The 24,792-nt window shown below is 65.3% G+C and carries 23 protein-coding genes; 17 read left to right on the forward strand and 6 right to left on the reverse strand.

Features of this window, described 5'->3' with window-relative positions:
- Window positions 1-165: 165 nt before the first annotated feature.
- The 14 genes from NLM27_RS11600 to fabZ all read left to right on the forward strand — a co-directional run bounded on the left by NLM27_RS11600 (window position 166) and on the right by fabZ (window position 16,298).
- Window positions 166-588 (forward strand): DUF2846 domain-containing protein, encoded by a 423-nt coding sequence (locus NLM27_RS11600; RefSeq protein ID WP_254143419.1) that lies wholly within the window; start codon window positions 166-168, stop codon window positions 586-588.
- 136 nt (window positions 589-724) lie between these two features.
- Window positions 725-1,465, forward strand: a complete 741-nt coding sequence (locus tag NLM27_RS11605) for a carbonic anhydrase (RefSeq protein WP_375142243.1) — start codon at window positions 725-727, stop codon at window positions 1,463-1,465.
- Between the two features lie 162 nt (window positions 1,466-1,627).
- The gene (locus tag NLM27_RS11610) at window positions 1,628-4,228 is read left to right on the forward strand and encodes a caspase family protein (RefSeq protein ID WP_254143421.1); all 2,601 of its coding nucleotides are present in this window, start codon (window positions 1,628-1,630) and stop codon (window positions 4,226-4,228) included.
- 211 nt (window positions 4,229-4,439) lie between these two features.
- A complete protein-coding gene (locus tag NLM27_RS11615) occupies window positions 4,440-5,435 on the forward strand; it encodes a 30S ribosomal protein S2 (RefSeq protein WP_254143422.1) in 996 nt (331 codons plus the stop codon).
- A gap of 136 nt (window positions 5,436-5,571) precedes the next feature.
- Complete coding sequence (gene tsf / locus NLM27_RS11620) at window positions 5,572-6,495, forward strand: translation elongation factor Ts (RefSeq protein WP_254143423.1); 924 nt, start codon at window positions 5,572-5,574, stop codon at window positions 6,493-6,495.
- Between the two features lie 61 nt (window positions 6,496-6,556).
- Window positions 6,557-7,273: a UMP kinase gene (gene pyrH, locus NLM27_RS11625; RefSeq protein WP_254143424.1), complete on the forward strand. Its 717-nt coding sequence runs from the start codon at window positions 6,557-6,559 to the stop codon at window positions 7,271-7,273.
- Between the two features lie 68 nt (window positions 7,274-7,341).
- Window positions 7,342-7,905 carry a ribosome recycling factor gene (gene frr, locus NLM27_RS11630; RefSeq protein WP_008547512.1) on the forward strand — a complete coding sequence of 188 codons (564 nt, stop codon included), beginning with the start codon at window positions 7,342-7,344 and terminating at the stop codon, window positions 7,903-7,905.
- A 12-nt stretch (window positions 7,906-7,917) separates the two neighbouring features.
- A complete protein-coding gene (locus NLM27_RS11635; RefSeq protein WP_036038912.1) occupies window positions 7,918-8,676 on the forward strand; it encodes an isoprenyl transferase in 759 nt (252 codons plus the stop codon).
- On the forward strand, window positions 8,673-9,515 hold the full coding sequence (locus NLM27_RS11640; protein WP_254143425.1) for a phosphatidate cytidylyltransferase: 843 nt from the start codon (window positions 8,673-8,675) through the stop codon (window positions 9,513-9,515). The genes NLM27_RS11635 and NLM27_RS11640 overlap by 4 nt, the downstream gene beginning before the upstream one ends.
- Window positions 9,516-9,519: 4 nt before the next feature.
- Window positions 9,520-10,743, forward strand: coding sequence for a 1-deoxy-D-xylulose-5-phosphate reductoisomerase (gene dxr, locus NLM27_RS11645; RefSeq protein WP_254143426.1), 1,224 nt, complete (start codon window positions 9,520-9,522; stop codon window positions 10,741-10,743).
- Between the two features lie 44 nt (window positions 10,744-10,787).
- On the forward strand, window positions 10,788-11,939 hold the full coding sequence (gene rseP, locus NLM27_RS11650) for an RIP metalloprotease RseP (protein ID WP_254143427.1): 1,152 nt from the start codon (window positions 10,788-10,790) through the stop codon (window positions 11,937-11,939).
- Window positions 11,940-12,118: 179 nt separating this feature from the next.
- Window positions 12,119-14,647 (forward strand): outer membrane protein assembly factor BamA, encoded by a 2,529-nt coding sequence (gene bamA, locus NLM27_RS11655; RefSeq protein ID WP_254143428.1) that lies wholly within the window; start codon window positions 12,119-12,121, stop codon window positions 14,645-14,647.
- Window positions 14,648-14,772: 125 nt separating this feature from the next.
- On the forward strand, window positions 14,773-15,840 hold the full coding sequence (gene lpxD / locus NLM27_RS11660) for a UDP-3-O-(3-hydroxymyristoyl)glucosamine N-acyltransferase (protein ID WP_254143429.1): 1,068 nt from the start codon (window positions 14,773-14,775) through the stop codon (window positions 15,838-15,840).
- A complete protein-coding gene (gene fabZ / locus NLM27_RS11665; protein ID WP_091965774.1) occupies window positions 15,837-16,298 on the forward strand; it encodes a 3-hydroxyacyl-ACP dehydratase FabZ in 462 nt (153 codons plus the stop codon). Before lpxD ends, fabZ begins: the two co-directional genes overlap by 4 nt.
- Window positions 16,299-16,323: 25 nt before the next feature.
- Here fabZ and NLM27_RS11670 read toward each other — a convergent pair whose 3' ends face one another.
- A complete protein-coding gene (locus tag NLM27_RS11670; protein ID WP_254143430.1) occupies window positions 16,324-16,647 on the reverse strand; it encodes a KTSC domain-containing protein in 324 nt (107 codons plus the stop codon).
- A gap of 176 nt (window positions 16,648-16,823) precedes the next feature.
- Between NLM27_RS11670 and lpxA the strand changes: the two genes are divergently transcribed.
- Genes lpxA through lpxB form a run of 3 tightly spaced genes read left to right on the forward strand, consistent with a single transcriptional unit; the run spans window position 16,824 to window position 19,667 of the window.
- Entirely contained in the window at window positions 16,824-17,615 is a 792-nt protein-coding gene (gene lpxA, locus NLM27_RS11675; RefSeq protein WP_254143431.1) for an acyl-ACP--UDP-N-acetylglucosamine O-acyltransferase, read from the forward strand.
- Window positions 17,616-17,634: 19 nt separating this feature from the next.
- Window positions 17,635-18,492 carry an LpxI family protein gene (locus NLM27_RS11680; RefSeq protein ID WP_254143432.1) on the forward strand — a complete coding sequence of 286 codons (858 nt, stop codon included), beginning with the start codon at window positions 17,635-17,637 and terminating at the stop codon, window positions 18,490-18,492.
- On the forward strand, window positions 18,489-19,667 hold the full coding sequence (lpxB, locus tag NLM27_RS11685) for a lipid-A-disaccharide synthase (RefSeq protein WP_254143433.1): 1,179 nt from the start codon (window positions 18,489-18,491) through the stop codon (window positions 19,665-19,667). Before NLM27_RS11680 ends, lpxB begins: the two co-directional genes overlap by 4 nt.
- A 114-nt stretch (window positions 19,668-19,781) precedes the next feature.
- On the opposite strand, the gene NLM27_RS11690 is transcribed toward lpxB, so the two are convergent.
- From NLM27_RS11690 to NLM27_RS11710, 5 genes are read right to left on the reverse strand one after another with little or no spacing between them, the layout of a single operon-like run.
- Entirely contained in the window at window positions 19,782-20,549 is a 768-nt protein-coding gene (locus NLM27_RS11690) for an SDR family NAD(P)-dependent oxidoreductase (RefSeq protein ID WP_254143434.1), read from the reverse strand.
- Window positions 20,546-21,655, reverse strand: coding sequence for an ABC transporter ATP-binding protein (locus NLM27_RS11695; RefSeq protein ID WP_254143435.1), 1,110 nt, complete (start codon window positions 21,653-21,655; stop codon window positions 20,546-20,548). The genes NLM27_RS11690 and NLM27_RS11695 overlap by 4 nt, the downstream gene beginning before the upstream one ends.
- 10 nt (window positions 21,656-21,665) lie before the next feature.
- Window positions 21,666-22,523 (reverse strand): carbohydrate ABC transporter permease, encoded by an 858-nt coding sequence (locus tag NLM27_RS11700; protein WP_254143436.1) that lies wholly within the window; start codon window positions 22,521-22,523, stop codon window positions 21,666-21,668.
- A complete protein-coding gene (locus NLM27_RS11705) occupies window positions 22,516-23,445 on the reverse strand; it encodes a carbohydrate ABC transporter permease (RefSeq protein ID WP_254143437.1) in 930 nt (309 codons plus the stop codon). Before NLM27_RS11705 ends, NLM27_RS11700 begins: the two co-directional genes overlap by 8 nt.
- Complete coding sequence (locus tag NLM27_RS11710; protein WP_254143438.1) at window positions 23,442-24,728, reverse strand: ABC transporter substrate-binding protein; 1,287 nt, start codon at window positions 24,726-24,728, stop codon at window positions 23,442-23,444. Before NLM27_RS11710 ends, NLM27_RS11705 begins: the two co-directional genes overlap by 4 nt.
- Window positions 24,729-24,792 lie beyond the last annotated feature (64 nt).

Raw genomic sequence — 24,792 nt, forward strand, 5'->3', positions numbered from 1 at the left:
GGTCTGCATAAGTCGATTGCAACTATACCGTGTCGTTCGATATGCTCTCAAGCGGCTGAATTGGGGGCGTGAGGTAAGGATGTTTTGGCGTGGTGCTTTTGCGCTGTTGATCGCTATTTGGTTGGGGGCTGTGAGACTGCGAGAGAGAGGTTGGACTACTCCGCAATGACGCAAAAGATCGGGCCACCGGGCGGGACTCGGTCACGGATCGTCGTGTTGCGCGAGAAGGGCTACGGTGGCATCACCGATGCGGGCTGGGACGTCAAACTGGACGGCGGTCCAATGGCCGACCTCAAGACCGGAACGTACATTTATCTCGATCGTCCTCCAGGCCAACATCAGCTCTCGGCCACCGCAGCGATGTTTCCGGGCGTCAGCCAGCGAGACTTTTCTACGCAGGCCGGCCGCACCTATTTCTTCCTGGCGCGACCAAGCGACAGGTCGAAAGTCCTCGGCGGAATGGCAGCCGCGGGCGGTGTGGCAGGGCTGCTCGTCGGCGCCGCAATAACCCGATCCTGGACCGCTCGATTTCTTTCCTTTGGAGGAAGATGCAGCCCGCAAGACGATTGCCGAGCTTCGCCTGCTTGAGTAGCGTTATCTCGGTTGTTGATGGCGTGCTGGAACGCGCGTTTTCCCCGTGCGATCAATCGGTGCTGATGTGGTATCTCTATCGTCTGATCCACATGGGACGGCTGCCGCTTTAGGACCAAGGCTGGAGGACAGAATGTGTGAAGACTGCAGTCCTGACCTGCTACGTCCGACGATGCTTTCGCGGCGATCCACCATGCTGTCTGTCGGCTCCGTCCTTAGCCTTGGGTTCGCCGGTCGTGCGCTCGCCAAGGAGACCAAGGCTCCGCCCAAACCGCAGAACGTGCTGTCGCCAGACGCGGCGTTGAAGCGGCTGATGGAGGGCAATGCGCGCTACGTCGCCGGCGTGTCACGGCGCCACGATTTCAAGCACGAGCGCGAGGCGCTGGCCGGCGGGCAGAATCCGTTCGCAGCCGTGTTGAGCTGTGCGGACTCACGCATCGCGCCGGAGTATGCCTTCGACAGCGGCCGCGGCGATCTGTTCGTCTGCCGCGTGGCCGGAAACTTTGCCGGTACCGAGACCATCGCCAGCATGGAATATGCGGTCGCCGTGCTCAATACGCCGCTGATCCTCGTGCTCGGCCATGATGCCTGCGGCGCGGTCGATGCGACGCTGAAAGCGATCAAGGACGACAAGTCGCCGCCGGGACACATCCCTTCGCTGGTCGATGCGATCGCGCCCGCCGCCAAGGCTGCGATGCAGCAGGGTGGGGACGTGCTCAACAAGGCGATCCGGCAGAACGTGATCGACAACATCGCCAAGCTGAAGTCGGCCGCGCCGATTCTCAATGCGGCCGTGGAGCAGGGCAAGCTGAAGGTCGCCGGCGGCATCTACCGCCTCACGACGGGAACAGTCGAGCTGATCGCGCAGGGCTGAACGAGGACCGGGCCTTGTCGCACCTTGCGGTCCGTGTAGCTAATGGCCGGCGCGGCCGGCCATTCCTCCGCCTCAATCTCAGCTTCTCGTTCAAGCGCCATTCAGCTGGCTACGCGTTTGATGCGCGGTGGCACCTCGACAACAAAAGCGGGCAAGCAAGCCATGCGTGGGACGCTCAGAGTCTTCATCTGCCTTCTCCTGCCGGTCGTGGCTCTTGTCGCGGGCGCGCCAGATCCGGCGCGTGCGCAGCAGCAGGAAAAGCGCATCGCGCTCGTGGTCGGCAACGGCGCCTATGCCAAGTCGCCGCTGGCGACGACCGCGAACGATGCCGGGCTGATCGCCCAGACGCTGCAGGCGGCGGGCTTCGACGTTGTCGGCGCACGCGATCTCGACGGCGACACGCTGCGCAAGAGCTTTCGCGATTTCATCCAGAAGGCGCAGGCGTCCGGCCCGGGCACCGTCGCGATGATCTATCTGGCCGGCTATGGCGTGCAGCTTGCCGGCGAGAACTATTTCATCCCGGTCGATTCCAACATCACCCGCGACACCGACATTCCGACCGAGGCCCTGCGCGTCAGCGACTATGTTCGCCAGCTTGCGGCCATTCCGCTCAAGGCCAACATCATCGTGCTCGACGCGGCCCGCGCGCAGCCCTTCGTGGAGGGCGGCCAGCCGATCGCGAGCGGGCTGGCGCTGGTCGAGCCCGAGACGAACATGCTGATCGCCTTCAACGCGGCGCCCGGCACGGTGGCGCCGGAGGAGCCGGGGCCCTACGGCATCTATGCGCAGTCGCTCGCCGAGATGATCCGCACCGGCGGCCTGCCGCTGCCCGAGGTGTTCGACCGCGTCCGCCTGCGCGTCAACGAGGCCTCCAAGGGCGCGCAAGTGCCCTGGAACGAGCAGAAGATCGCCGCCCCGTTCTCGTTCTTCGAGCGCGGGCCCGATGCGCCGCCGCCGGATGCCGCGCCCGACCAGGTTGCTGCGATCCGCAACAAGCCGATCCGCGATCTCGGCGTGCAGGATGCCTATGCCGCCGCGCTCGAGCGCGACACGCTGCCGGCCTATGAGGAATTTCTCTCGGCCTATCCGGATGATCCGATGTCGAAGCGCGTGATGGCGATCGTGGCGGCGCGCCGCGAGGCGATCACCTGGCGGCGGACCTACCGGACCGACACGCCGGAGGCCTATTGGTCGTATCTGCGCCGCTATCCGCGTGGACCGCATGCGGCGGATGCGCGCCGCCGCCTTGCGATCCTCACCGCGCCGGCCGAGCCGCCGCCGAGCTTTGCGATGATCGACTACGACGTGCCGCCACCGCCGCCGGAGGAGGTGGTCTATGTCGATCGTCCCGTGCTGTATTTCAGCGATCCTGATTTCGGCTTCGCGCCGCCGCCACCGCCGCCGGTCTACTATTTGCCGCCGCCGCCGCCGGATTTCGTCGTGCTGCCGCCCCCACTCCCCGTGGTCGGCCTGTTCGTGCTGCCGCAGCCCGTGTTCGTGCCGATCCCGGTGTTCGTCAGGCCGCCGGTCTACGTCGCACCGCCGCCGAACAACATCATCTACCAGAACATCCACAACACCACGGTCATCAACACCGTGATCAACCGGCCGCCGGCACCGCTCGCGGGAGCAGGCGCAGGGAACGGATCGGCCAATCTGGCGCCAGCCGTCGCCGGACGTGCCAACCCGGCCGGTCCGGCGGTGCCGCAGGCCGTCGTCCAGCGCGCCGCCCTGATCCAGCAGGGCAAGGCGCCGATGCCACCGAGTGCGACCATCCAACCGATGGCAAGGCCCGGCCGGCCTTCGGCGACGCCGGCCAATGTCGCGCCGACCGCAGCGCCACTCGTTGCGCCACAGACCAGGGTGCCTCAGGCCAACACGCTGCCGGTTCCTGGTGCCCAGGGCGGCCCGCCGGCACCGCCCGCAGGGGCAGGGCCTCTGCCGGGTGGAAGGCCGGTGCCGCCGACGGCGACCGCACCCGGCGCGCCGCCGCCAACCCATCCGGGAGCGCCGACGACTGCTGCTCCCGGCACAGCGCCGCCGGCTCATCCCGGAGCGCCAACGGCCGCCGCTCCGGCGACCGCGGCGCCGACTCCGGCAAGCCCGGCCGTTGCGCCTGGCCAGCCGCCAAAGCCGCCGGTGGCCCAGACACCACCGCCCGGGGGCGGGCCTGCCGATCGCGCCAAGTCCGCAACCCGCGAGCCAGCTGGTTCGCCGCCACCGGGGCCTGGCGCGCCCGGCACGCCTGCGGGTGTCGCCGGAAGACCCATTGCGCCGCCGCCTTCGGCCGCACGCGAGCAGATTAGGCCGCCGCATCTGCAGCCGACCCCGCCGCAGGCGGCTAGACCGTCCGCACCACCCCCGCGACCCCAGGCCGTGGCGCGGCCTACGCCGCCACCTCCGCCGCGCGTGTCGGCCCCGCCGCCAAGGATGGCTGCGCCTCCGCCGCCACGACCGGCTCCGCCGGCTGCAGTCGCGCGGCCGGCGCCACCGCCGATGGCCCGGCCTGCGCCGCCACCGATGGCCCGGCCCGCGCCGCCGCCAATGGCGCGGCCCGCGCCGCCGCCGCCGGTTGCCCGGCCGGCGCCTGCGCCGCCGCCGCGCATGGCCGTCGCGCCGCCACCTCCGCCACGTCCGGCGGCGCCTCCGCCGCCGCCGCGCATGGCCGTCGCGCCGCCACCTCCGCCACGTCCGGCGGCGCCTCCGCCGCATCCCGCGGCCCCGGCGGCAAAGAAGTGCCCGCCGAACCAGCCGAGGTGCTAGGGGAAGGCCGGCTCTCCAGGGAAGGGGGCCTCTCGCGGGCGAAAACTGCCCCCGAAAGGCCCTTATTTCCTTGCTTCTGGCCGAAATGGCGCTATATAGCGCGCCATCTCACACGGAAACATGGCTCACAAGGCCGTCCGGTGGCAACCGGGGCGAGAACGCTCCATTTTGCTCACACGTTTCCGGAGGAACCAACCGGAGAATTAGAACGATGGCGCTACCCGATTTCACCATGCGTCAGCTGCTCGAAGCTGGCGTGCACTTTGGTCACCAGTCTCACCGCTGGAATCCGAAAATGGCTCCGTTCATTTTCGGCGCCCGCAACAACATCCACATCGTCGACCTCGCCCAGACCGTGCCGATGCTGCACACGGCCCTTCAGGCCGTTAGCGACACCGTCGCCAAGGGCGGCCGCATCCTGTTCGTCGGCACCAAGCGCCAGGCTCAGGACGGTGTTGCGGACGCAGCCAAGCGCTGCGCCCAGTACTTCGTCAATTCGCGCTGGCTCGGCGGCACGCTGACCAACTGGAAGACGATCTCGGCCTCGATCAAGCGCCTGCGTCATCTCGATGACGTGCTCTCCGGCGGCGACGCCAGCTCCTACACCAAGAAGGAGCGCCTGACGCTTCAGCGCGAGCGCGACAAGCTCGACCGCTCGCTCGGCGGCATCAAGGACATGGGCGGTCTGCCCGACCTGATCTTCGTGATCGACACTAACAAGGAAGACATCGCGATCCAGGAAGCCCAGCGGCTCAACATCCCGGTCGCCGCGATCGTCGACACCAATTCGGACCCCAAGGGCATCACCTATGTGGTGCCGGGCAATGACGACGCCGGCCGTGCGATCGCGCTCTATTGCGACCTGATCGCGCGCGCTGCGATCGACGGCATCTCGCGCGCCCAGGGCGATTCGGGTATCGACATCGGTGCCTCGACCCGTCCGCTCGCCGAAGAGCTGCCGGCTGCTTCCTCGAGCGGCTTCCAGGGCCTTGCAGGTCCGCGCGGCACCGCCGACGACCTCAAGAAGCTCCCGGGCGTGTCGGGTGCGATCGAGAAGAAGTTCAACGACCTCGGCATCTTCCACTACTGGCAGCTCGCCGAGCTCGACCACGACACCGCGCACACGATCGGCGAAGAAGTCGGTCTGCCGAGCCGCGCGGACGCCTGGGTGGCCAAGGCCAAGGCGCTGACCGCGGAAGCGGAATAGTCAAAAAGGCGATGGGTTGGCCGGGTAAGCCCCGGCCACCATTTCATTCAGTTGACGCGAATTCCTGAGATGGACCGCGGCGGGGCAATGGGATGCCGCGCCGCGGCGAACCGGCAGGCAAGAAGGATTTTCAACGATGGCAACGATCACAGCTGCGATGGTCAAGGACCTGCGCGAGTCGACCGGCGCGGGCATGATGGACTGCAAGGCCGCGCTGACCGAAAACGACGGCAATATGGAAGCGGCGCAGGACTGGCTGCGCAAGAAGGGCCTGTCGAAGGCCGCCAAGAAGTCGGGCCGCGTCGCGGCCGAGGGCCTGATCGGCGCGCTCACCAAGGGCAGCAAGGGCGTCGTGGTCGAGGTCAACTCCGAGACCGACTTCGTCGCGCGCAACGGCCAGTTCCAGGGTCTGGTCAAGATGATCGCCCAGGTCGCGTTCGACGCCGGCGCCGATGTCGAGAAGATCAAGGCCGCCAAGGTCGGCGACGTCACGATCGAGACCGCGATCAATGACGCGATCGCCACCATCGGCGAGAACATGACGCTGCGCCGGGCTGCCCAGCTCGAGGTGAGCCAGGGCGTGGTGTCGCACTATGTCCACGGGGCCGTCGTCGACGGCGCCGGCAAGATGGGCGTGCTCGTGGCGCTGGAATCGCCGGGCAAGGCCGACGAGCTCGCCGCGCTCGGCCGCCAGATCGCGATGCATGTCGCTGCCGCCAACCCGCTGGCGCTCGATCCGTCCGGCCTCGATCCGGCGGTCGTCAAGCGCGAGAAGGACGTGCTCGCCGACAAATATCGCCAGCAGGGCAAGCCTGAGAACGTGATCGAGAAGATCGTCGAGTCCGGCCTCAAGACCTACTACAAGGAAGTCTGCCTGCTCGAGCAGGCCTTCATCCACGACACCGGCAAGTCGGTGGCGCAGGCAGTGAAGGAGGCCGAGGGCAAGGTCGGCGGTCCCCTGAAGATCGCGGGCTTTGTGCGCTATGCTCTCGGTGAGGGAATCGAGAAGCAGGAAAGCGACTTCGCAGCGGAGGTCGCGGCGGCCAGCGGCAAGAAGTAAGCGCCGGAACGTTCCTTCCGGCGTGCCGCCGGAAGCGGCGCCCGGACAAGGAAAGTAGCTCATGACTGATCCGGTCTATCGTCGCGTCGTGATCAAGCTGTCGGGCGAATATCTCGCGGGACAGCAGGGTTTTGGTATCGATCAGCCGACCGTCGACCGGGTTGCGGACGACCTGATCGCCGCCCGCAAGCTCGGCACCGAGGTTGCGGTCGTAATCGGCGGCGGCAACATCGTGCGCGGTGTCGAGGTCTCCGCCCGCGGCGTGTCGCGGCCGACCGGCGACACCATGGGCATGCTTGCCACCATGATGAACTGCCTCGCGCTGGAAGCCGCGATCGAACGCAAGGGCACGCCGGCGCGGACGCTGTCGGCCTTCGTCATGCCGGAGATTTCCGAGCTGTTCACCCGCACTGCGGCGCACAAATACCTCGCCGAGGGCCGAATCGTGCTGCTCGGCGGCGGAACCGGCAATCCGTTCTTCACCACCGACACGACCGCAGTGCTCCGTGCCGCCGAGATCGGCGCCCAGGCGGTCCTGAAGGCGACCAATGTCGACGGCGTCTACTCGGCCGATCCGAAGAAGGATCCGACCGCCACGCGGTTCGACCGTCTGACGCATTCGCAGGCGATCGAGGGCGGCTACAAGGTGATGGATGCGACCGCCTTCGCGCTTGCCCGCGAGACGTCGCTGCCTATCATCATATTCTCGATCGCGCAGCCGGGTTCGATCGGTGCGATTCTACGTGGCGCCGGCCACGGAACCATAGTCGCCGGCTGACGGCTCGTCGTCGCGCCCTCAAGAGAAAGGGCGCGGAGAGGTCGCCGGGATTTTGAAGGAGAAACGTGATGGCCACGGGTAGTTTCGACCTCAACGAAGTGAAGCGCCGCATGCAGGGCGCCGTCCAGTCCCTCAAGCACGAGCTTGGCGGCCTGCGCACCGGCCGCGCCTCGGCCTCGATGCTCGATCCGGTGCAGGTCGACGCCTACGGCAGCCACATGCCGCTGAACCAACTCGCCACCGTCAGCGTGCCGGAGCCGCGCCTGATCTCCGTGCAGGTCTGGGACAAGTCGATGGTCAAGGCCGTGGAGAAGGCGATCGTCGATTCGAATCTCGGCCTGTCGCCCGCGACCGAGGGGCAGGTGCTGCGGTTGCGTATCCCCGAGCTCAACGAGGAGCGGCGCAAGGAGCTGGTGAAGGTCGCGCACAAATACGCAGAAGCCGCCAAGGTCGCCGCGCGCCATGTCCGTCGCGACGGTCTAGACGTGCTCAAGAAGCTCGAAAAGAACCACGAGATGTCCGAGGACGACCAGAAGCGTCACGCCGACGAGGTGCAGAAGGCAACCGACGGCACGATCGCCGAGATTGACCAGTTGCTGGCCGCCAAGGAAAAAGAAATCCTCACCGTTTAAGGCATTGCCTTCATGTCCAACGCCGCCGCGCCCGCAACGGAAGGACCCGATCGGTCCGAGGCGCCTGCGCATGTCGCCATCATCATGGATGGCAACGGGCGTTGGGCGGCGGCGCGCGGCTTGCCGCGCGCTGAAGGGCATCGCCGCGGCGTCGACGCGCTGCGCCGCGTGGTGCGCGCCTCGCACGAGCTCGGCATTCGCTATCTCACCATCTTCTCGTTCTCTTCGGAGAACTGGTCGCGCCCGGCGAGCGAGATCGGCGACCTGTTCGGCCTGCTCCGGCGCTTCATCCGCAACGATCTGGCGAGCCTGCATCGCGACGGCGTCAAGGTCCGTATCATCGGCGAGCGCGAGGGACTTGAGAGCGACATTTGTGCGCTCCTCAACGAGGCGGAGGAGCTGACGCGCGACAACACGCGCCTCACGCTCGTCGTCGCCTTCAACTACGGCTCGCGGCAGGAGATCGCGAAAGCGGCGCAGAAGCTCGCGCGCGAGGTCGCGGAGGGCAGGCGGGATCCCGCCACGATCGATGCCGAGACGCTTGGCGCGCATCTCGATGCGCCCGACATTCCCGATCCCGATCTCATCATCCGCACCAGCGGCGAGCAGCGCCTGTCCAACTTCCTGATGTGGCAGGCCGCCTATAGCGAGCTCGTCTTCGTGCCGATCCACTGGCCCGATTTCGACAAGGCGGCGCTGGAAAGCGCGGTCGCCGAATTTGCCAGGCGCGAGCGCCGTTTCGGCGGCCTGGTCGCGAAAACCGCCTCGTGAGCGAACCCGACGCCGCACCGGCGGGCTCCGCGCCCGCCCCGAGCAATCTCGTGCTGCGGGTCGCCGCGGCGCTGGTGCTGGCGCCGCTCGCCATTGCACTCGCTTACGCCGGCGGCTGGCTGTGGGCACTCCTTGTCACCCTGGTATCGATCGGGTTGTTCGCGGAATGGCTGATGGTGGTGGGCGCGGGCTCGGTCGCGCTGACGGGGGCGGGGACGATCGTCATCGCCATCATGGGATTTTGCGTTGCCTTCGGCGCGCTCAAGACAGCCGTCATTGCCGGCTGCATCGGCGGTGCGATCGTGACGCTGATCGCACGGGGCAAGTTCGTCTGGGCGGCTGCCGGCTTCGCCTATGCGTCGGCGGCGCTGCTGGCCTCGATCCTGGTGCGTCAGGATCTCGTCAACGGTTTCGCCGCCCTGATGTTCGTGCTGCTCGTGGTGTGGGCGACCGATATCGGCGGCTATTTCGCCGGCCGCAGCATTGGTGGACCGAAGCTATGGCCGCGCGTGAGCCCGAAGAAGACCTGGGCGGGCGCGGTCGGCGGCTTTGTCGCAAGCCTTCTGGTTGCGGCGGGCTTTACGGCTTGCGGGTTCGGAAAGATGGCACCATTGCTGCTCGTCAGCGCCATCCTGTCGGTGGTGTCGGCATTGGGCGATCTGTTCGAATCCGCCGTGAAGCGGCGGTTCGGTGTCAAGGATTCCAGTCACTTAATTCCCGGCCATGGCGGGCTTATGGACCGCCTGGACGGTTTTGTCGCCGCCATCCTGGTGGCATGGATTATCGGCTTTCTCCGCCATGGTGTGCATAGCGCCGGAAGCGGTCTTATGGTTTGGTGAGGATATGAGCGCGGTCCCATTGCGTAACAACAAGGCTGCGGCGGCTAGCGTCCGCAGCGTCACGGTACTCGGCGCCACCGGCTCGATCGGCGACAGCACGATGGACCTGCTGCGCGCGTCGCCCGAGCGCTACCGTGTCGAGGCGCTGACGGCGAACGGCAATGTCGCAGCGCTCGCCAAGCTCGCGAAGGAATTCTCCGCGCGCTACGTCGCGATCGCCGATACCTCCAAGCTCGCCGAACTCAAGGCTGCGCTGGCGGGCACCAGTACCGAATGCGGCGCCGGCGAAAGCGCGGTGATCGAGGCCGGTGCGCGTCCGGCCGATTGGGTGATGGCAGCCGTGAGCGGTGCCGCCGGACTGAAGCCGGCCCTGGCAGCTGTCGATCGCGGCGCGCATGTCGCGCTCGCCAACAAGGAATGTCTGGTCTGCGCCGGTGATTTCTTCATGCAGCGCGCGGCGAAAGCGGGCGCCTGCATCCTGCCGGCCGATTCCGAGCACAATGCGCTGTTCCAGGCGCTGGCCTCGGGCAATCGCGACGAGCTCGTCCGCGTCATCATCACCGCCTCCGGCGGCCCGTTCCGCACCTGGAAGCCGGCCGACATCGAGCAAGCCACGCTTGAGCAGGCCCTGAAGCATCCGAACTGGAGCATGGGCCAGAAGATCACGATCGATTCCGCCTCGATGATGAACAAGGGCCTCGAGGTGATCGAGGCGTCCTATCTGTTCGCGCTCGCGCCTGACGAGATCGACGTGCTGGTGCATCCACAGTCGATCATCCACGGCATGGTCGAGTTCTCCGACCGCTCGGTGATGGCGCAGCTCGGCTCACCCGACATGCGCACGCCGATCGCGCACTGCCTCGGCTGGCCCGACCGCATCAAGGGACCGGCAGCCAAGCTCGACCTCGCCAAGATCGGCCAGCTGACCTTCGAGGCGCCGGATTTCGAACGTTTCCCCGGCCTGCGTCTGGCTTTCGATTCGCTCCGGACCGGGAAGGGGGCGACCACCGTCTACAATGCCGCCAACGAGGTCGCGGTCGCCGCTTTCATCGCCGGCAAGATCCGGTTCGGCGCCATTGCCCGGCTGGTGGAGGCGACGCTGGACGACTGGGTCCGCGGCGGGAATCAGGCGCCGTTGATGTCCGCCGACGATGCAATCTCCGTTGACCATGTTGCTCGAAATAGAGCTGCCGCCCTATTGCCTCAAATTGCCTTAAAGGCATCCTAGATGGTTTGGGGCCAGGGCCTTGCGGCGCTGGATGAGGGAATTCGATGATCGACTTTTTTGTCCATAGTTTCAATGCGTTGAGCCATGGGCTCCTCGGTTATGCGGTTCCCTTCCTGTTCGTCCTGACCATCGTTGTGTTCTTCCACGAGCTCGGCCATTTCCTGGTCGCGCGGTGGGCGGGCGTTCGGGTGCTGACCTTTTCACTTGGTTTCGGACCTGAGCTGCTCGGCTTCAACGACCGCCACGGAACCCGCTGGAAGATTTCCGCGATTCCGCTTGGAGGCTACGTCAAGTTCTTCGGCGACGAGAGCGAGGCTTCGACCCCCTCGGCCGACACGCTTGCCGCGATGACCGCCGAGGAGCGCGCCGGCAGCTTCCATCACAAGAAGGTCGGCCCGCGCGCTGCCATCGTTGCGGCCGGCCCGATCGCCAATTTCATCCTGGGTGCGCTGATCTTCGCCGCCATGGCGCTGTACTACGGCAAGCCGAGCACGATCGCGCGCGTCGACGGCGTCGTTGCCGACGGTGCTGCGGCGGCGGCTGGTTTCAAGGTCGGGGACGTCGTCGTCCAGATCGACGGCAAGCCGATTGAGAGCTTTGCCGATATGCAGCGGATCGTCGCGATGAGCGCGGGTTCAACGCTTGCGTTCCAGGTCAAGCGCGACGGCGCCGTCGTGTCACTGACTGCGACCCCCGCATTGCTCGAGCGCAAGGATCCGTTCGGCAACCGCCACCGCGTCGGCGTGCTCGGCGTCGAGCACAAGTCGCAGGCCGGTGAGGCCTCGACCACCCCGGTGGGTGTCGGCGAGGCGCTCAAGATCGGCGTCGAGCAGGTCTGGTTCATCATCACCAGCACATTCAAGTTCCTGGGCTCGTTGTTCGTCGGAAACGGCAATCCCAACGAGGTCAGCGGCGTCTTGGGAATCGCGAAGATGTCGGGGCAGGCGGCCAGCGCCGGGTTCCAATTCGTGATCAATCTGTGTGCGGTGCTGTCGGTGTCGATCGGCCTGCTGAATCTGTTCCCAATCCCGCTGCTCGATGGCGGTCACCTTATGTTCTATGCGGCGGAAGTGGTGCGTGGCCGGCCTCTGTCCGAACGGACTCAGGAGATGGGGTTCCGAATCGGGCTCGGTTTAGTGCTGATGTTGATGGTGTTTGCGACCTACAACGACATCTTGCGGATGGCAGCTTCGTGATAGGGGCTTTTTTGTGGCGTTGCTGTTGAGCAACGTCTTGGAATGAAATTGAAATTGCGGCGCGCTCGGCCGTTTGCGGCGTCGGGGAAATTGGCTACAAGCGGCTTGAACTTGGGGAATCTTTCCAGATCGGCGTTGGGGTTGGGTCTGGTACGGAAATGATAAGGGCGCGTTGCGCGATGAAGTTTGGACTGCGACTCCGGGGGGGCTTGCTCGCAACCCTGATCATGTTCGGCGCGCCGGTGATTGCCCCGGTTGGGGCTGTTTTTGTGTCTTCGTCTGCGCTCGCTCAGACCGTTCAGTCGATTTCCGTCCAAGGAAATCGCCGTGTCGAGGTGGAGACGATCCGCTCCTATTTCAAGCCGGGTCCGGGTGGTCGCCTCGATCAAGGCGCCATCGACGACGGCCTCAAGGCATTGATCGAGACGGGCCTGTTCCAGGACGTCAGGATCAACCGCGGTCCTGGCGGCGGCATCATCGTCTCCGTGGTGGAAAACCCGGTGATCGGCCGCATCGCCTTCGAGGGCAACAAGAAGATCAAGGACGAGCAGCTCACCGCCGAGGTCCAGTCCAAGGCGCGCGGCACCTTCTCCCGCGCCATGGTGCAGTCGGACACCCTGCGAATCGCTGAAATCTATCGCCGGTCCGGCCGCTACGACGTGCACGTCACGCCTGAGATCATCGAGCAGCCGAACAACCGCGTCGACCTGATCTTCACGGTCGAGGAGGGCGCCAAGACCGGTGTCAAGTCGATCGAGTTCGTCGGCAACAACGCATACTCATCCTATCGCCTCAGGGACGTCATCAAGACGCGCGAGACAAACCTGCTGAGCTTCCTCGGCAGCGGCGACGTCTATGATCCTGACCGCGTCGAGGCCGATCGCGACCTGATTCGCCGCTTCTACCTCAAGCACGGCTTTGCCGACGTCCAGGTCGTGGCCGCGCTCACTGAGTACGATCCCGAGAAGAAGGGCTTCAACGTCACCTTCAAGATCGAGGAAGGTGTTCAGTACCGCGTCGGTGCGGTCGATTTCCGCTCCAGCATCCCGAACTTCGATCCCACCACGATGCGCGCCTATTCGCGCGTCAATGTCGGCTCGCTCTACAACGTCGAAGCGGTCGAGAAATCGGTCGAAGAGATGCAGATCGAGGCCTCGCGCCGTGGTTATGCCTTCGCCGTGGTCCGTCCCGGCGGCGACCGCAACTTCGAGGCCCACACCGTCTCCGTGGTGTTCAACATCGACGAGGGCCCGCGCACCTATGTCGAGCGCATCAACCTGCGCGGCAACACCCGCACGCGCGACTACGTGATCCGCCGCGAGTTCGACATCTCCGAGGGCGATGCCTACAATCGCGCGCTGGTCGACCGTGCCGAGCGTCGCCTGAAGAACCTCGATTACTTCAAGAGCGTGAAGATCACGACGGAACCCGGCTCGTCGAGCGACCGCGTGATCCTGATCGTTGACATGGAAGAGAAGTCGACCGGCGATTTCTCGGTCTCGGGCGGCTACTCCACGACCGACGGCGCGCTGGCCGAAGTCTCGATCTCCGAGCGCAATTTGCTCGGCCGCGGCCTGTTCGCCAAGGCGTCGGTGACCTATGGCCAGTACGCACGCGGCTATTCGCTGTCGTTCGTCGAGCCGTATCTGCTCGACTACCGCGTCGCCCTCGGCCTCGACCTCTATCAGCGCCAGCAGCTGTCCAACAGCTACATCTCCTACGGCACCAAGACGCTCGGCTTCTCGCCGCGCCTCGGCTTCTCCTTGCGTGAAGATCTGGCGCTCCAGCTGCGCTATTCGATCTATCAGCAGGAAATCACGCTGCCATCCACACTGGCGAACTGTAACAACGTTCTGGGTTCTTCGGCATTCAACCCGAGCCCGGCCTTCGTCAATGCCAATGGCGGCGTTCCGGATCTCACCTCGACCAACGGCCTCGGCTGCTATTTCGACGGCGAAGCCTCGTTGCCGGTGCGCAAGGAGCTTGCCGGCGGCAAGACCCTGACCTCGGCGCTCGGCTACACGCTGACCTACAACACGCTGGACAACAACAAGAACCCCACCGACGGCCTGCTCATCGACTTCCGGCAGGATTTCGCGGGCGTCGGCGGCGACGTCAGCTATCTGAAGACCGCGGCGGACGGAAAGTACTACGCCCCGCTGGTGTCTGATATCGTCGGTCTCGTCCATCTCCAGGGCGGCGTCCTGACCAAGATCAGCAAAGATCTGCGAATGCTGGACCAGTTCCAGATGGGCCCGAACCTCGTCCGCGGCTTCGCTCCGAACGGCATCGGCCCGCGCGATCTGAATCCTTTCGGTACGCAGGACGCGCTCGGCGGCACCAAGTACTGGGGCGCTTCGTTCGAATTGCAGATGCCGTTCTGGTTCCTGCCGAAGGAAGTGGGTCTGAAGGGCGCGGTCTATGCCGATGCCGGCGGCCTGTATGACTACAAGGGACCGACGAGCTGGACGGCGACCAACGAGGTCAACGTGCCGGGCTGTATCCCGTCGACGGTCAATCCGCCGAGCGCCGGAACCTGTACTGGCCTCGTCTACGACGACAGTAAGGTGATCCGCTCGTCGGTCGGTGTCGGCTTGATCTGGCAGTCGCCGTTCGGTCCGCTGCGTTTCGACTACGCGGTGCCCCTCAGCAAGGGCCGGTACGACCGCACGCAGGAGTTCCGGTTCGGCGGCGGTACGACGTTCTAATTCGATCAGCACGGCACGATCCGGTTCACTGGAACCGGTTTCCGAAAGGGATCGTGCCTCTCCTGGAGATGAGGCATGATGCGGCCTGGCCGCTTCATGCCGAAGCCGGACCGCGACGGGGTGGAATGGCGCAGCCGACCTTCTTCACACAACCGCCCGCCTCAGCGCTGGTCGACATTGCCGCGCTGACCAAGGCGCAGCTGGTCGACCCCGCGAGGGGCGGCCACAGGATCACGGGCCTTGCTTCGCTCGACGAAGCCGGCCCGATGCATCTGACGTTCTTCGATAACCTGAAATATGCCGATCAGCTCAAGGCGACCAAGGCCGGCGCTTGCTTCGTCAGCCCGCGCTTCGAGGCCCAGGTGCCCGCGCATGTGGCCGTGCTGCGGGTGGCGCAGCCATTCCGCGCCTTCGTCAGGATCGCGCGGGAATGGCACGGCGACGCGCTCAGGCCGCAATCCTGGATCGGCAATGACGGCATCGCCCCATCGGCGATCATCGATCCCTCGGCCCGGCTCGAAGACGGCGTGATCGTCGATCCCCTGGCGGTGATCGGCCCGGATGTGGAGATCGGCAGCGGCACCGTGATCGGCGTCGGGGCTGTGATCGGGCCCGGCGTCAAGATCGGCCGGGACTGCAATGTCGGTGCCGGCACGGCGATCCAGTGCGCCCTGATCGGCAACAACGTGCTGATCCATCCGGGCTGCTCGATCGGCCAGGACGGCTACGGCTTCATCTTCTTCGGCCCCGAGGGCCATCTGAAGGTGCCACAGACCGGGCGGGTGCTGATCCAGAACGACGTCGAGGTCGGCGCCAACACCACGATCGACCGCGGGTCCTTGCGCGACACCGTGATCGGCGAGGGGACCAAAATCGACAATCAGGTCCAGATCGGCCACAATGTGACGATTGGGCGGCATTGTCTGCTGGCGGCCCAGATCGGCCTCGCCGGGAGCCTGAGCATCGGCGACAACGTGGCGCTGGGAGCGAAGGTTGGCATCAACAACCACCTCAAGATCGGCGACGGAGCTCAGGTGACCGCCATGAGCGCCGTCAAGGACGACATCCCGCCGGGCGGACGCTGGGGCGGGCATTTCGCCAAGCCGACCAAACAATGGTTCAAGGAGATCATCGCGGTGGAGCGTCTGGTGCGCGACAGCAAGGCCGATCCGAAGGACGAGGGACGGGAATGACCGAGGAATCGCCTGTTAAGTTCGAACTGGTGGATATCAATGCGATCCTCCAGACGCTGCCGCACCGCTTTCCGATGCTCCTGATCGACCGCGTGATCAACATCCGCGCCGATTACAGCGGCATCGGCATCAAGAACGTCACCTTCAACGAGCCGGCTTTCCAGGGGCATTTCCCCGAGCGCCCGGTCTATCCCGGCGTCATGATGATCGAGGCGATGGCGCAGACCGCGGGCGTGATCGGCATCAAGTCGGTCGAGGGCACCGAGAAGCCGCGCGCGGTCTATTTCCTCACCATCGACAAGTGCAAGTTCCGCAAGCCCGTGCTGCCCGGCGATACCATCGAGTATCACATGCGCTCGGTCGGCCGCCGCAAGGCGATGTGGTGGTTTCACGGCGATGCCAAGGTCAACGGGCAGGTCGTCGCCGAGGCCGACGTCGGTGCCATGCTGACGGACTGAGCGGAATCAACCTCTCTCGACCGGCTCACGCGTCGCACGCGTAGCGCCCCATGATCGTCTCGCGCTTGATGGTCTGGTTGAAGAATCGTCCCACGGAGGGCGCGCCGAGGAGACGCTCGACCGTCTCGGCCGTCACGCCGCAATAGCGGTCATAGGTGCCGTTGCTCGCGACAATCAGGTCCTGCTGCGTGCGATCGTAACAGACCCGCTGAAGCACCGTGCTGCGGGTGATGTCCCGGCATTCAAATGTCCCGAGATCGACGAGGCGGTGTTCGCCGGTCTCGACCGTCTCGGACACGATCGGCGTACCCGCCAGCTGTGCGAGCAGAAGGACCAGGGCCCTGACCACGATAGCTGAAGCTCCGCATGAACTTGTTGATGAGCCGGCAAGGCCACCTCATCCGTTACTTGAAACACGCCGAGATGATACGTCACTGGACAGATCGGGCATAGTCGCGCTAACCACCCGAAAACCAAGCGACTTCAATACATAACCAGACCTTCTTGACGAGTAAGATAGGCTTGATGAGCAAGATTGATCCCACCGCACGGGTCGCGGACGGCGCCGTGATCGGCGAGGGTACCGAGGTCGGACCCTATTGCATCATCGGCCCGAACGTCGTGATCGGCGCGAACTGCAAGCTGATCGGACATGTCACTGTCATCGGCCATACCTCGCTCGGCGATAGCTGCGTGATCTCGCCGTTCGTGGTGCTGGGCGGCGCCCCGCAGGATCTCAGCTACAAAGGTGAGCCGACTCGGCTCGAGATCGGCTCGAGCTGCACCATCCGGGAAGGTGCGACCATGAATGTCGGCACGATCAAGGGTGGAGGGCTGACCCGTGTCGGCAACGGCGGCTACTTCATGAACAACAGCCATGTCGGCCATGACTGCATGGTCGGCGACAACGTGATCTTCGCGACGTCAGCGACACTCGGCGGTCATTGCGAGATCGGCGACGCCGTCTACATCGGGGGGCTGTCAGCGGTGCACCAGTTCACGCGCGTCGGCCCCTATGTCATGGTCGGAGGCGTGTGCGGCGTGCGCGACGACGTCATTCCGTACGGGCTGGTCAACGGCCAATATGCGGTGCTGGAGAGCCTCAACCTGATCGGCATGAAGCGCCGCAAGTTCACCAAGCAGCGGCTTGCGACCGTGCGAGGATTCTACCAGAAGCTCTTCCACGGCCCCGGCACCTTCGCTGAGCGGCTGGAGGTGGCGCGGCCGCTCGCGGGCGAAGACCCTGCGATCGCCGAAATCCTCGACTTCATCGGCAAGGGCAAACGCCCGCTCTGTCTTCCCGCCATCGAGAAGTGAGTCCGGGATGGCCGCGGGCATGACATCGGCGGCTTCGGAGGTTTCGTCACCGGTCGGCATCGTCGCCGGCGGCGGCGCCATGCCGTTCGCGGTCGCTGACTCGCTCTCCGCGCGCGGCATCACGCCGGTGCTGTTTCCGCTGCGCGGGGCCTGCGATCCGGCGCGGGTTGAGAAATTCCGCCACCGCTGGATCTCGGTCGGCCAGCTTGGCCGCGCGATGCGGCTGTTCCGCGAAGAAGGCTGCCGCGACTTGATCTTCATCGGCACATTGGTCCGGCCTTCGCTGTCCGAGATCCGTTTCGACGTCAAGACGCTGCGCCTGATCGGCAACGTCATCCGCGCCTTCCGCGGCGGCGACGATCATCTGCTGTCAGGTGTCGGCCGCATCCTCGAGCAGGACGGCTTTCGCATGGTCGGCATCAAGGACGTCGCGCCCGATCTGCTGATGCCTGAAGGCTGCATCAGCCGCGCCTGGCCGAGCGACACCGGCAAGACCGACATCGAGCGCGGCCGCGCGGTGCTGACCGCGCTCGGTCCGTTCGACATCGGCCAGGCTGCGGTCGTGATCGACGGTCACGTGGTGGCGGTCGAGGATATCGAGGGCACCGACGCACTGCTCGCACGTGTCGCGCGGCTGCGCGAGGAGGGTCGCATTCGCGCGGCCATGGGCCGCGGCGTGCTGGTGAAGGCGCCGAAGAGCGGCCAGGATTTGCGCTTCGACCTGCCCACGATCGGCCCGCGCACCCTCGAGGGCGTCGCGGCCGCCGGCCTTGCCGGCATCGCCGTCATCGCCGGCAACACCATCGCCGCCGAGCCGCAGGCGATGATCGCGCTCGCCGACGCAAAATATCTCTTCGTGATCGGCCTGCCGGCGTGATGCAGGGTCGCGATCCCAAGCGCAAGATCTTCCTGATCGCCACGGAGGAATCCGGCGACCGGCTCGGCAGCGCCTTAATGAAGGTGCTGCGCCAGCGCCTCGGCGACGGTGTGCAGTTCGTCGGCGTCGGCGGCCGCACCATGGCGCGCGAGGGGCTCGAGACGCTGTTTCCGATCGAGGAGCTCTCGATCGTCGGCTTCGCCGCGGTGGTACAGCAGCTGCCAAAGATCCTCCGTCTGATCCGCGAGACGGCCGACGCCGTGACTGCGGCCGCGCCCGACGCGCTCGTCATCATCGACAGCCCGGATTTCACCCATCGCGTCGCCCGCCGCGTGCGTTCGCGCAGTCCCGGGATTCCGATCGTCGATTACGTGTCGCCGCAGCTCTGGGCGTGGCGGCCGGGACGGGCGCGGACCATGCTCGGCTATGTCGACCACGTGCTGGGCCTGCTGCCGTTCGAGCCGGAGGAATACCGCAAGCTCGGCGGGCCGCCATGCAGCTATGTCGGCCATCCCTTGATCGAGCAATTGCCGTCGTTGCGGCCGAGCGCGGAGGAGCAGAAGCGCCGCGACGGTGAGCCGGCGGTGCTCCTGGTGCTGCCCGGCAGCCGCCGCAGTGAGATCCGGCATCACCTCGACGTGTTCGGTGCGGCACTCGGGCGGTTGCAGGCGGAGGGGCGCGCGTTCGAACTGATGCTACCGACCATGCCGCACCTCGAAGCCACCATCCGCGAGGGTATCGCGCATTGGCCGATCAAGCCTCGCATCGTGATCGGTGAGAGCGAGAAACGCGCTGCCTTCCGCATTGCCCACGCGGCGCTGGCAAAATCCGGCACGGTGACGCTCGAGCTCGCGCTGTCGGGCATTCCGATGGTGACGGCTTACCGCGTCGGCGCGGTCGAGGCATTCATCCTGCGCCGCGCGATCCGTGTCTCCTCGGTGATCCTCGCGAATCTCGTGATCGGCGAGGATGTCATTCCGGAGTATTTGCAGGAGGACTGCACGCCGGAGACGCTCGCGACGGCACTGTCGCAGGTGCTGACCGACACGCCGCTGCGCAAGCAGCAGGTCGAAGCCTTCGCCCGGCTCGATCAGATCATGTCGACCGGCAACAAATCGCCGAGCGTGCTCGCGGCCGACATCGTGCTGGCAACGATGCGCAAGGCTCGGCGGTAAGCGGCGGTCTTGTAGGATGGGCAAAGCGAAGCGGGCCCACCATTCCTTGCTCGGTTGCCGAGAGATGGTGGGCACGGCGCTTTGCGCCTTTGCCCACCCTACAGCACTACCGTACTAGGCCAAGCCGCCGTCGACCCGGAAACATTGACTGGTGATGCGCTGGCTCTCGTCGGATGCCAGGAACAGTGCCATTCTTGCAATGTCCTCGGGCGTTACCGCATCGGGAACGGCCTGGCGGGTACGAAACTCGGCGATCACCCGCTCGTCGGGATACCACAGCCGGCGCTGGCGCTCGGTGATGACCATCCCCGGCGCGATCGCGTTGACGCGGATGCGGTCGGAGCCGACCGACCGTGCCAGCGAGTTGGTGAAGCCGACGATGGCCGCCTTTGCCGCGGCATAGACCGGCAGTGCCGGTGCGCCGCGCATCCAAGCGATGGAAGACATGTTGATGATCGAGCCGCCGCCGCGCGCCTGCATCTGCGGCAGCACGGCCTGAGCGGCAAAGAAGACGTGCTTGAGGTTGACGCCGACCATCCAATCGAACTCGGCGGGCGTCACCTCTGCGAGCACCTGGCGCCGGTCGTTGGCAGCGTTGTTGACGAGCACCGCGGCGTCACCGAGCTTTCGGTGGGCCTCCGCCATCGCGGCGCGCAGGGCGTCGATGTCGAGGAGATCGCAGGGCACGAACAGCGGCGCGGTCCCGCCCGCGGCTGCCACCTCTTTCGCCAGCGTTTCGCCGGCGTTCGTGTCGACATCGAGGAAGGCGACGCGCGCCCCCTGGGCGGCAAAGGCCCGTACGAAGGCGGCACCGATGCCGCTGGCGCCACCGGTGATCAACACCACGCGGTCCGCGAGGCCGGCATAGCTTGTCTTTGTCATGCGATCAGTCGCTCCGTCTCGGGGTCGAACAGGCAGATGCGGCGGGTGTCGAGCGCGAAGGAGGCCGACGCGCCGGGCGCGGGACGGATATCGGGCGAGACGCGCGCCATCGCGGGCTCACCCCCGAGCCGCAGCAACACCATCGTTTCGGCACCGGTCGGTTCGACCATCTCTACCGGCGCGTTGACGAGGACAGGCGCATCGCCGGAAAAGACGCGACTACCCTCGGTGATGCATTCCGGCCTGATGCCGAACACCACCTCGCGGCCGACAAAGGGCGCCGCGGCGTCATATCCCCTCAAGCGCAGACGAACCTCGTCCGGCCGCCCGGCGCCGATCACGACCACCGGTCCGTCGTTCTCGGCCACGAGCCGCGCCGGCATGGTGTTCATCGGCGGCGAGCCCATGAAGCGCGCCACGAACAGATTGGCCGGGTAGCGGTACACGGTGTCGGGGTCGGCGAATTGCTGCACGCTGCCTTGATGCATCACGGCGATCCGCGTCGCCATCGTCATCGCCTCGATCTGGTCATGGGTGACATAGACGATGGTGGCGCCGATGCGCTGGTGCAGCCGCTTGATCTCCATCCGCATCTCGACGCGCAGCTTGGCGTCGAGATTGGACAGGGGCTCGTCGAACAGGAAGAGCAGGGGATTTCGCACAAGCGCACGGCCCATCGCCACGCGCTGGCGCTGACCGCCCGACAATTGCGACGGCTTGCGGCCGAGCAGCGGCTCGATCTGGAGCAGCTTGGCCACGTTCGCGACCGCCTTGTCCTGCTCGGTCTTCGATACATGACGGCATTCCATGCCGAAGGTGATGTTCTGGCGCACCGTCATCGACGGATAGAGCGCGTAGGACTGGAACACCATGGCGATGTCGCGGTCCTTGGGCGGGATGTCGTTGACGACGCGGCCGCCGATCTCGATCGTCCCCGCGCTCGCGCGATCGAGCCCGGCGACGATGTTGAGCAGCGTGGACTTGCCACAGCCGGACGGTCCGACCAGCACGGTGAACTCGCCGCTCTCGATGTCGAGATCGATGCCCTTCAGCACCTCCAGATTGGCGTAGCGCTTGGAGAGGGCGCGAATGCTCAGTGCTGCCATGACAAATCCATCATTTCACTGCGCCGGCGGTGAGGCCGCGCACGAAGTACCTGCCGCCGAGCAGATAAATCAGCAAAGTGGGCAGGGCTGCGATGATCACGGCTGCGCTCTGCACGCCATGCTGTGGAATATCCGCGATTGCGGCAGACAGCGCGATCAGAGCGGCCGTGACGGGCTGCTGCTGGCCGGTCGTGAACGTCACGCCATAGAGGAACTCGTTCCAGATATGCGTGAACTGCCAGATCACCGTGACGATCAGGATGGGAGCCGAGAGAGGCAGAATGATGCGCCAGAAGATGCGAAAGAACCCGGCGCCATCGATGCGAGCGGCCCTGATCAGTTCTTGCGGAATGGCGACATAGTAGTTCCGGCAGAACAATGTGGTGAAGGAGAGGCCCTGGATCGTGTGAATCAGCACGAGGCCGGTCAGCGTGTTGATGAGACCGGTGTCTCGCAGCACGATGGTCCAGGGAAGAAGGCGCATCTGCTGGGGCAGGAAGAGGCCGAGTGTCACGATGCCGTAGATCCAGTTATCGCCCCGAAAGCGCCAGAGCGATACGGCGTAGCCGGCAATCGCACCGAGTATGGTCGAGAAGATCGTTGCAGGAATCGTGACGAGCGCGGAGTTCAGCATATACGGCCGGATGCCGGCGCAGGTCTCGGCCACGCAGAAGCCGCTCCAGGCCTTGGCGTAGTTGCTCCAGGCCAAATGTTGCGGCCAGCCGATCATCGAGCCCTGCGCAATCTCCTCGTTGGTGCGGAGCGAGTTCAGCACGACAACAAGAAGTGGCGCGAGATAGGCGGCCGCGAACAATGAAACGACGAGATAGATCAGAACTCGGCTTGGCGCGAAGGCTTGTTCACGCATGGGTTGCCCGCCGTTGCTGGACATAACGCCACGCCGCATAGGGCAGCAGCACCGCAAGAAGAATAAGCAGCATGAGCACTGCCGCCGCCGCACCCCGGCCGAGCTGGCTGCGCTGGAACATGAGATCGTAGACGACCAGGGCCGGCAGCTGGGTCGCGATACCGGGCCCGCCATTGGTGAGGGCGCGGACGAGGTCGAAGGCCGAAATCGCGAACTGCAGCTGGACCACGACGACGGTGATGGTGATCGGCCAGAGCGTCGGCAAAATGACGCGCCAATAGGTTCGGATCGGTCCGGCGCCGTCGATCTGCGCAGCCTTGATAATGTCGCCGTCGACGGAGCGAAGGCCGGCAAGGAACAGCGCCATGGCAAAGCCGGAGGATTGCCAGATCGCCGCGATGACGATGGTCCAGATTGCCATGTCGCGGTCGACCAGCCAGTCGAACTTGAAGGAGGTCCAGCCGAGATCATGGACCAGCTTCTGGATCCCGATGCCGGGATTGAGCAGCCAGCTCCAGACCGTGCCGGTGACGACGAACGACACTGCGAGCGGATACAGGAAGATCGATCGCAGCAAATTCTCGCCGCGAATGCGCTGGTCGAGCAGGATCGCGAGCATCAAGCCGGTCACCAGACTCAGCAGCACGAAAGCGCTGCCAAACAGCAGTAGATTGTCGAAGGCAATCTGCCAGTTCCGCGACGCCAGGACCGATGTGTAGTTGCGCATCCCCACCCAGCCTGAGACCGGGACGAGGGTGGATGGCGTGAACGAAATCCAGATCGTCCACAGCGAAAACGAAATGAGATGCGCGGCCGACAGCAGCAGCGGTACCCAGATCATCAGATATTCGGGCAGCCGGCCGACCACGCCGGAAATTGCCGGTCGGCCGGGCCGCGTTGCTGTGGAGACGGCGTCGGTCAACGCGCGCCCTCGACGGCCTCGGCGAGGCGGGTCACCGCTTGCTCCGGCTTGATGGTCTTGTTCTTCACGTACTCGGTGAGCACGTCGATCATCGCGGCGGTCAGGCCGTTTTCCTGTGCCATGTTGTGCGCGAGGCTGAGGACGGCCTGATTGTTGGCGACAGCATCCTTGAGCGCGGCTGCAGTCCGCCTTTGACCGTCCGACCAGCCCTCACCCGAGAGGTCGACGTCGGTGCGTACGGGGATCGATCCCGTGATCTGCGAATACATCGTCTGGATCGCCGGATCCATGACGAGCTGCGCCATCAGCGTCTGACCGGCCTGCAGATCAGGCTCCTTGCGCTGCCAGAAAATGAAGGCATCGGCATTCAGCAGGAACACCGGTTTGCTGTTGTCGCTGGGGCCCGGCACGATGATGAAGTCGTCGAACTTGAAGCCGGCGTTGCGCAGCACGCCTTGCGCCCAGCCGCCCTGGATCATCATGCCCATCTCGCCGTCGATGAAGCGCTTCAAATTGGTGGCATAGGGCTGGGCACCGACGTTCGGATCCATCCAGTCGGAGATCTTGCGCACCTGCGTGAAGGCGGCCTTGATCTCGGGACCTTCCAGGGCCTTCTTGTCGAGGTTCATGATGGCTGCGCGATATACGGTGGGACTGATGCCGGCGAGCGAGGCCTCGAATTTCTGTCCGTCGTCGGGACGGGTACCGCCGTTGGCGATGGGATAGGTGACTCCGCCCGATTTCATCTTCTCGGCAAGATCGTTGAAGTCAGCCCAGGTGACGGGGGTTTTGTCGGCCTTGGCCTTGTCCATCGCGCGTTTCGAGATGAACAGCATGTTGGTGCTGTAGATCTGCAAAGGCAGCGCAATCCATTTGCCTCCCGGCTTGTGCAATTTGGCAAGATCTGGGGCGACGACCTTTTCGTAACCAGCGGCCGCGACGATGGCGTCGAGATCGACGGTCGGAGCAATCTTCGACCAGGCCGCAATCTCCGGGCCCTTGAGCTGAGAACAGGCCGGCGGATCGCCGGCGATGATCTGCGCACGCAGCTTGTTCATCATCTCGGTGGTGAATCCTGGGACGGGCGAGTGCTGCCAAACCCCGCCTTTCTCCTCGAATTTCTTACCGAGCGCGGTGATCGCCGCCCCATCGCTGCCTGCGGACCATTGCGAGATCGCGGTGAGGCGCGGCTTGACCGCGCCTTGCGCGCGGGCGAAGGCCGGCAGCGCGAGTGCGGCAGCAGATCCAGCGAGTAGACGGCGCCTTGTTGTTGTGATCGGCATGGCAGTTCCTCCCGGTGTGAAGTTCTTTGCGCGTTCTTGACGCGTTACTCGACGCGGTTCTTGG

Source organism: Bradyrhizobium sp. CCGB12, assembly GCF_024199845.1.
In the GTDB taxonomy this organism is placed as follows: Bacteria; Pseudomonadota; Alphaproteobacteria; order Rhizobiales; family Xanthobacteraceae; genus Bradyrhizobium.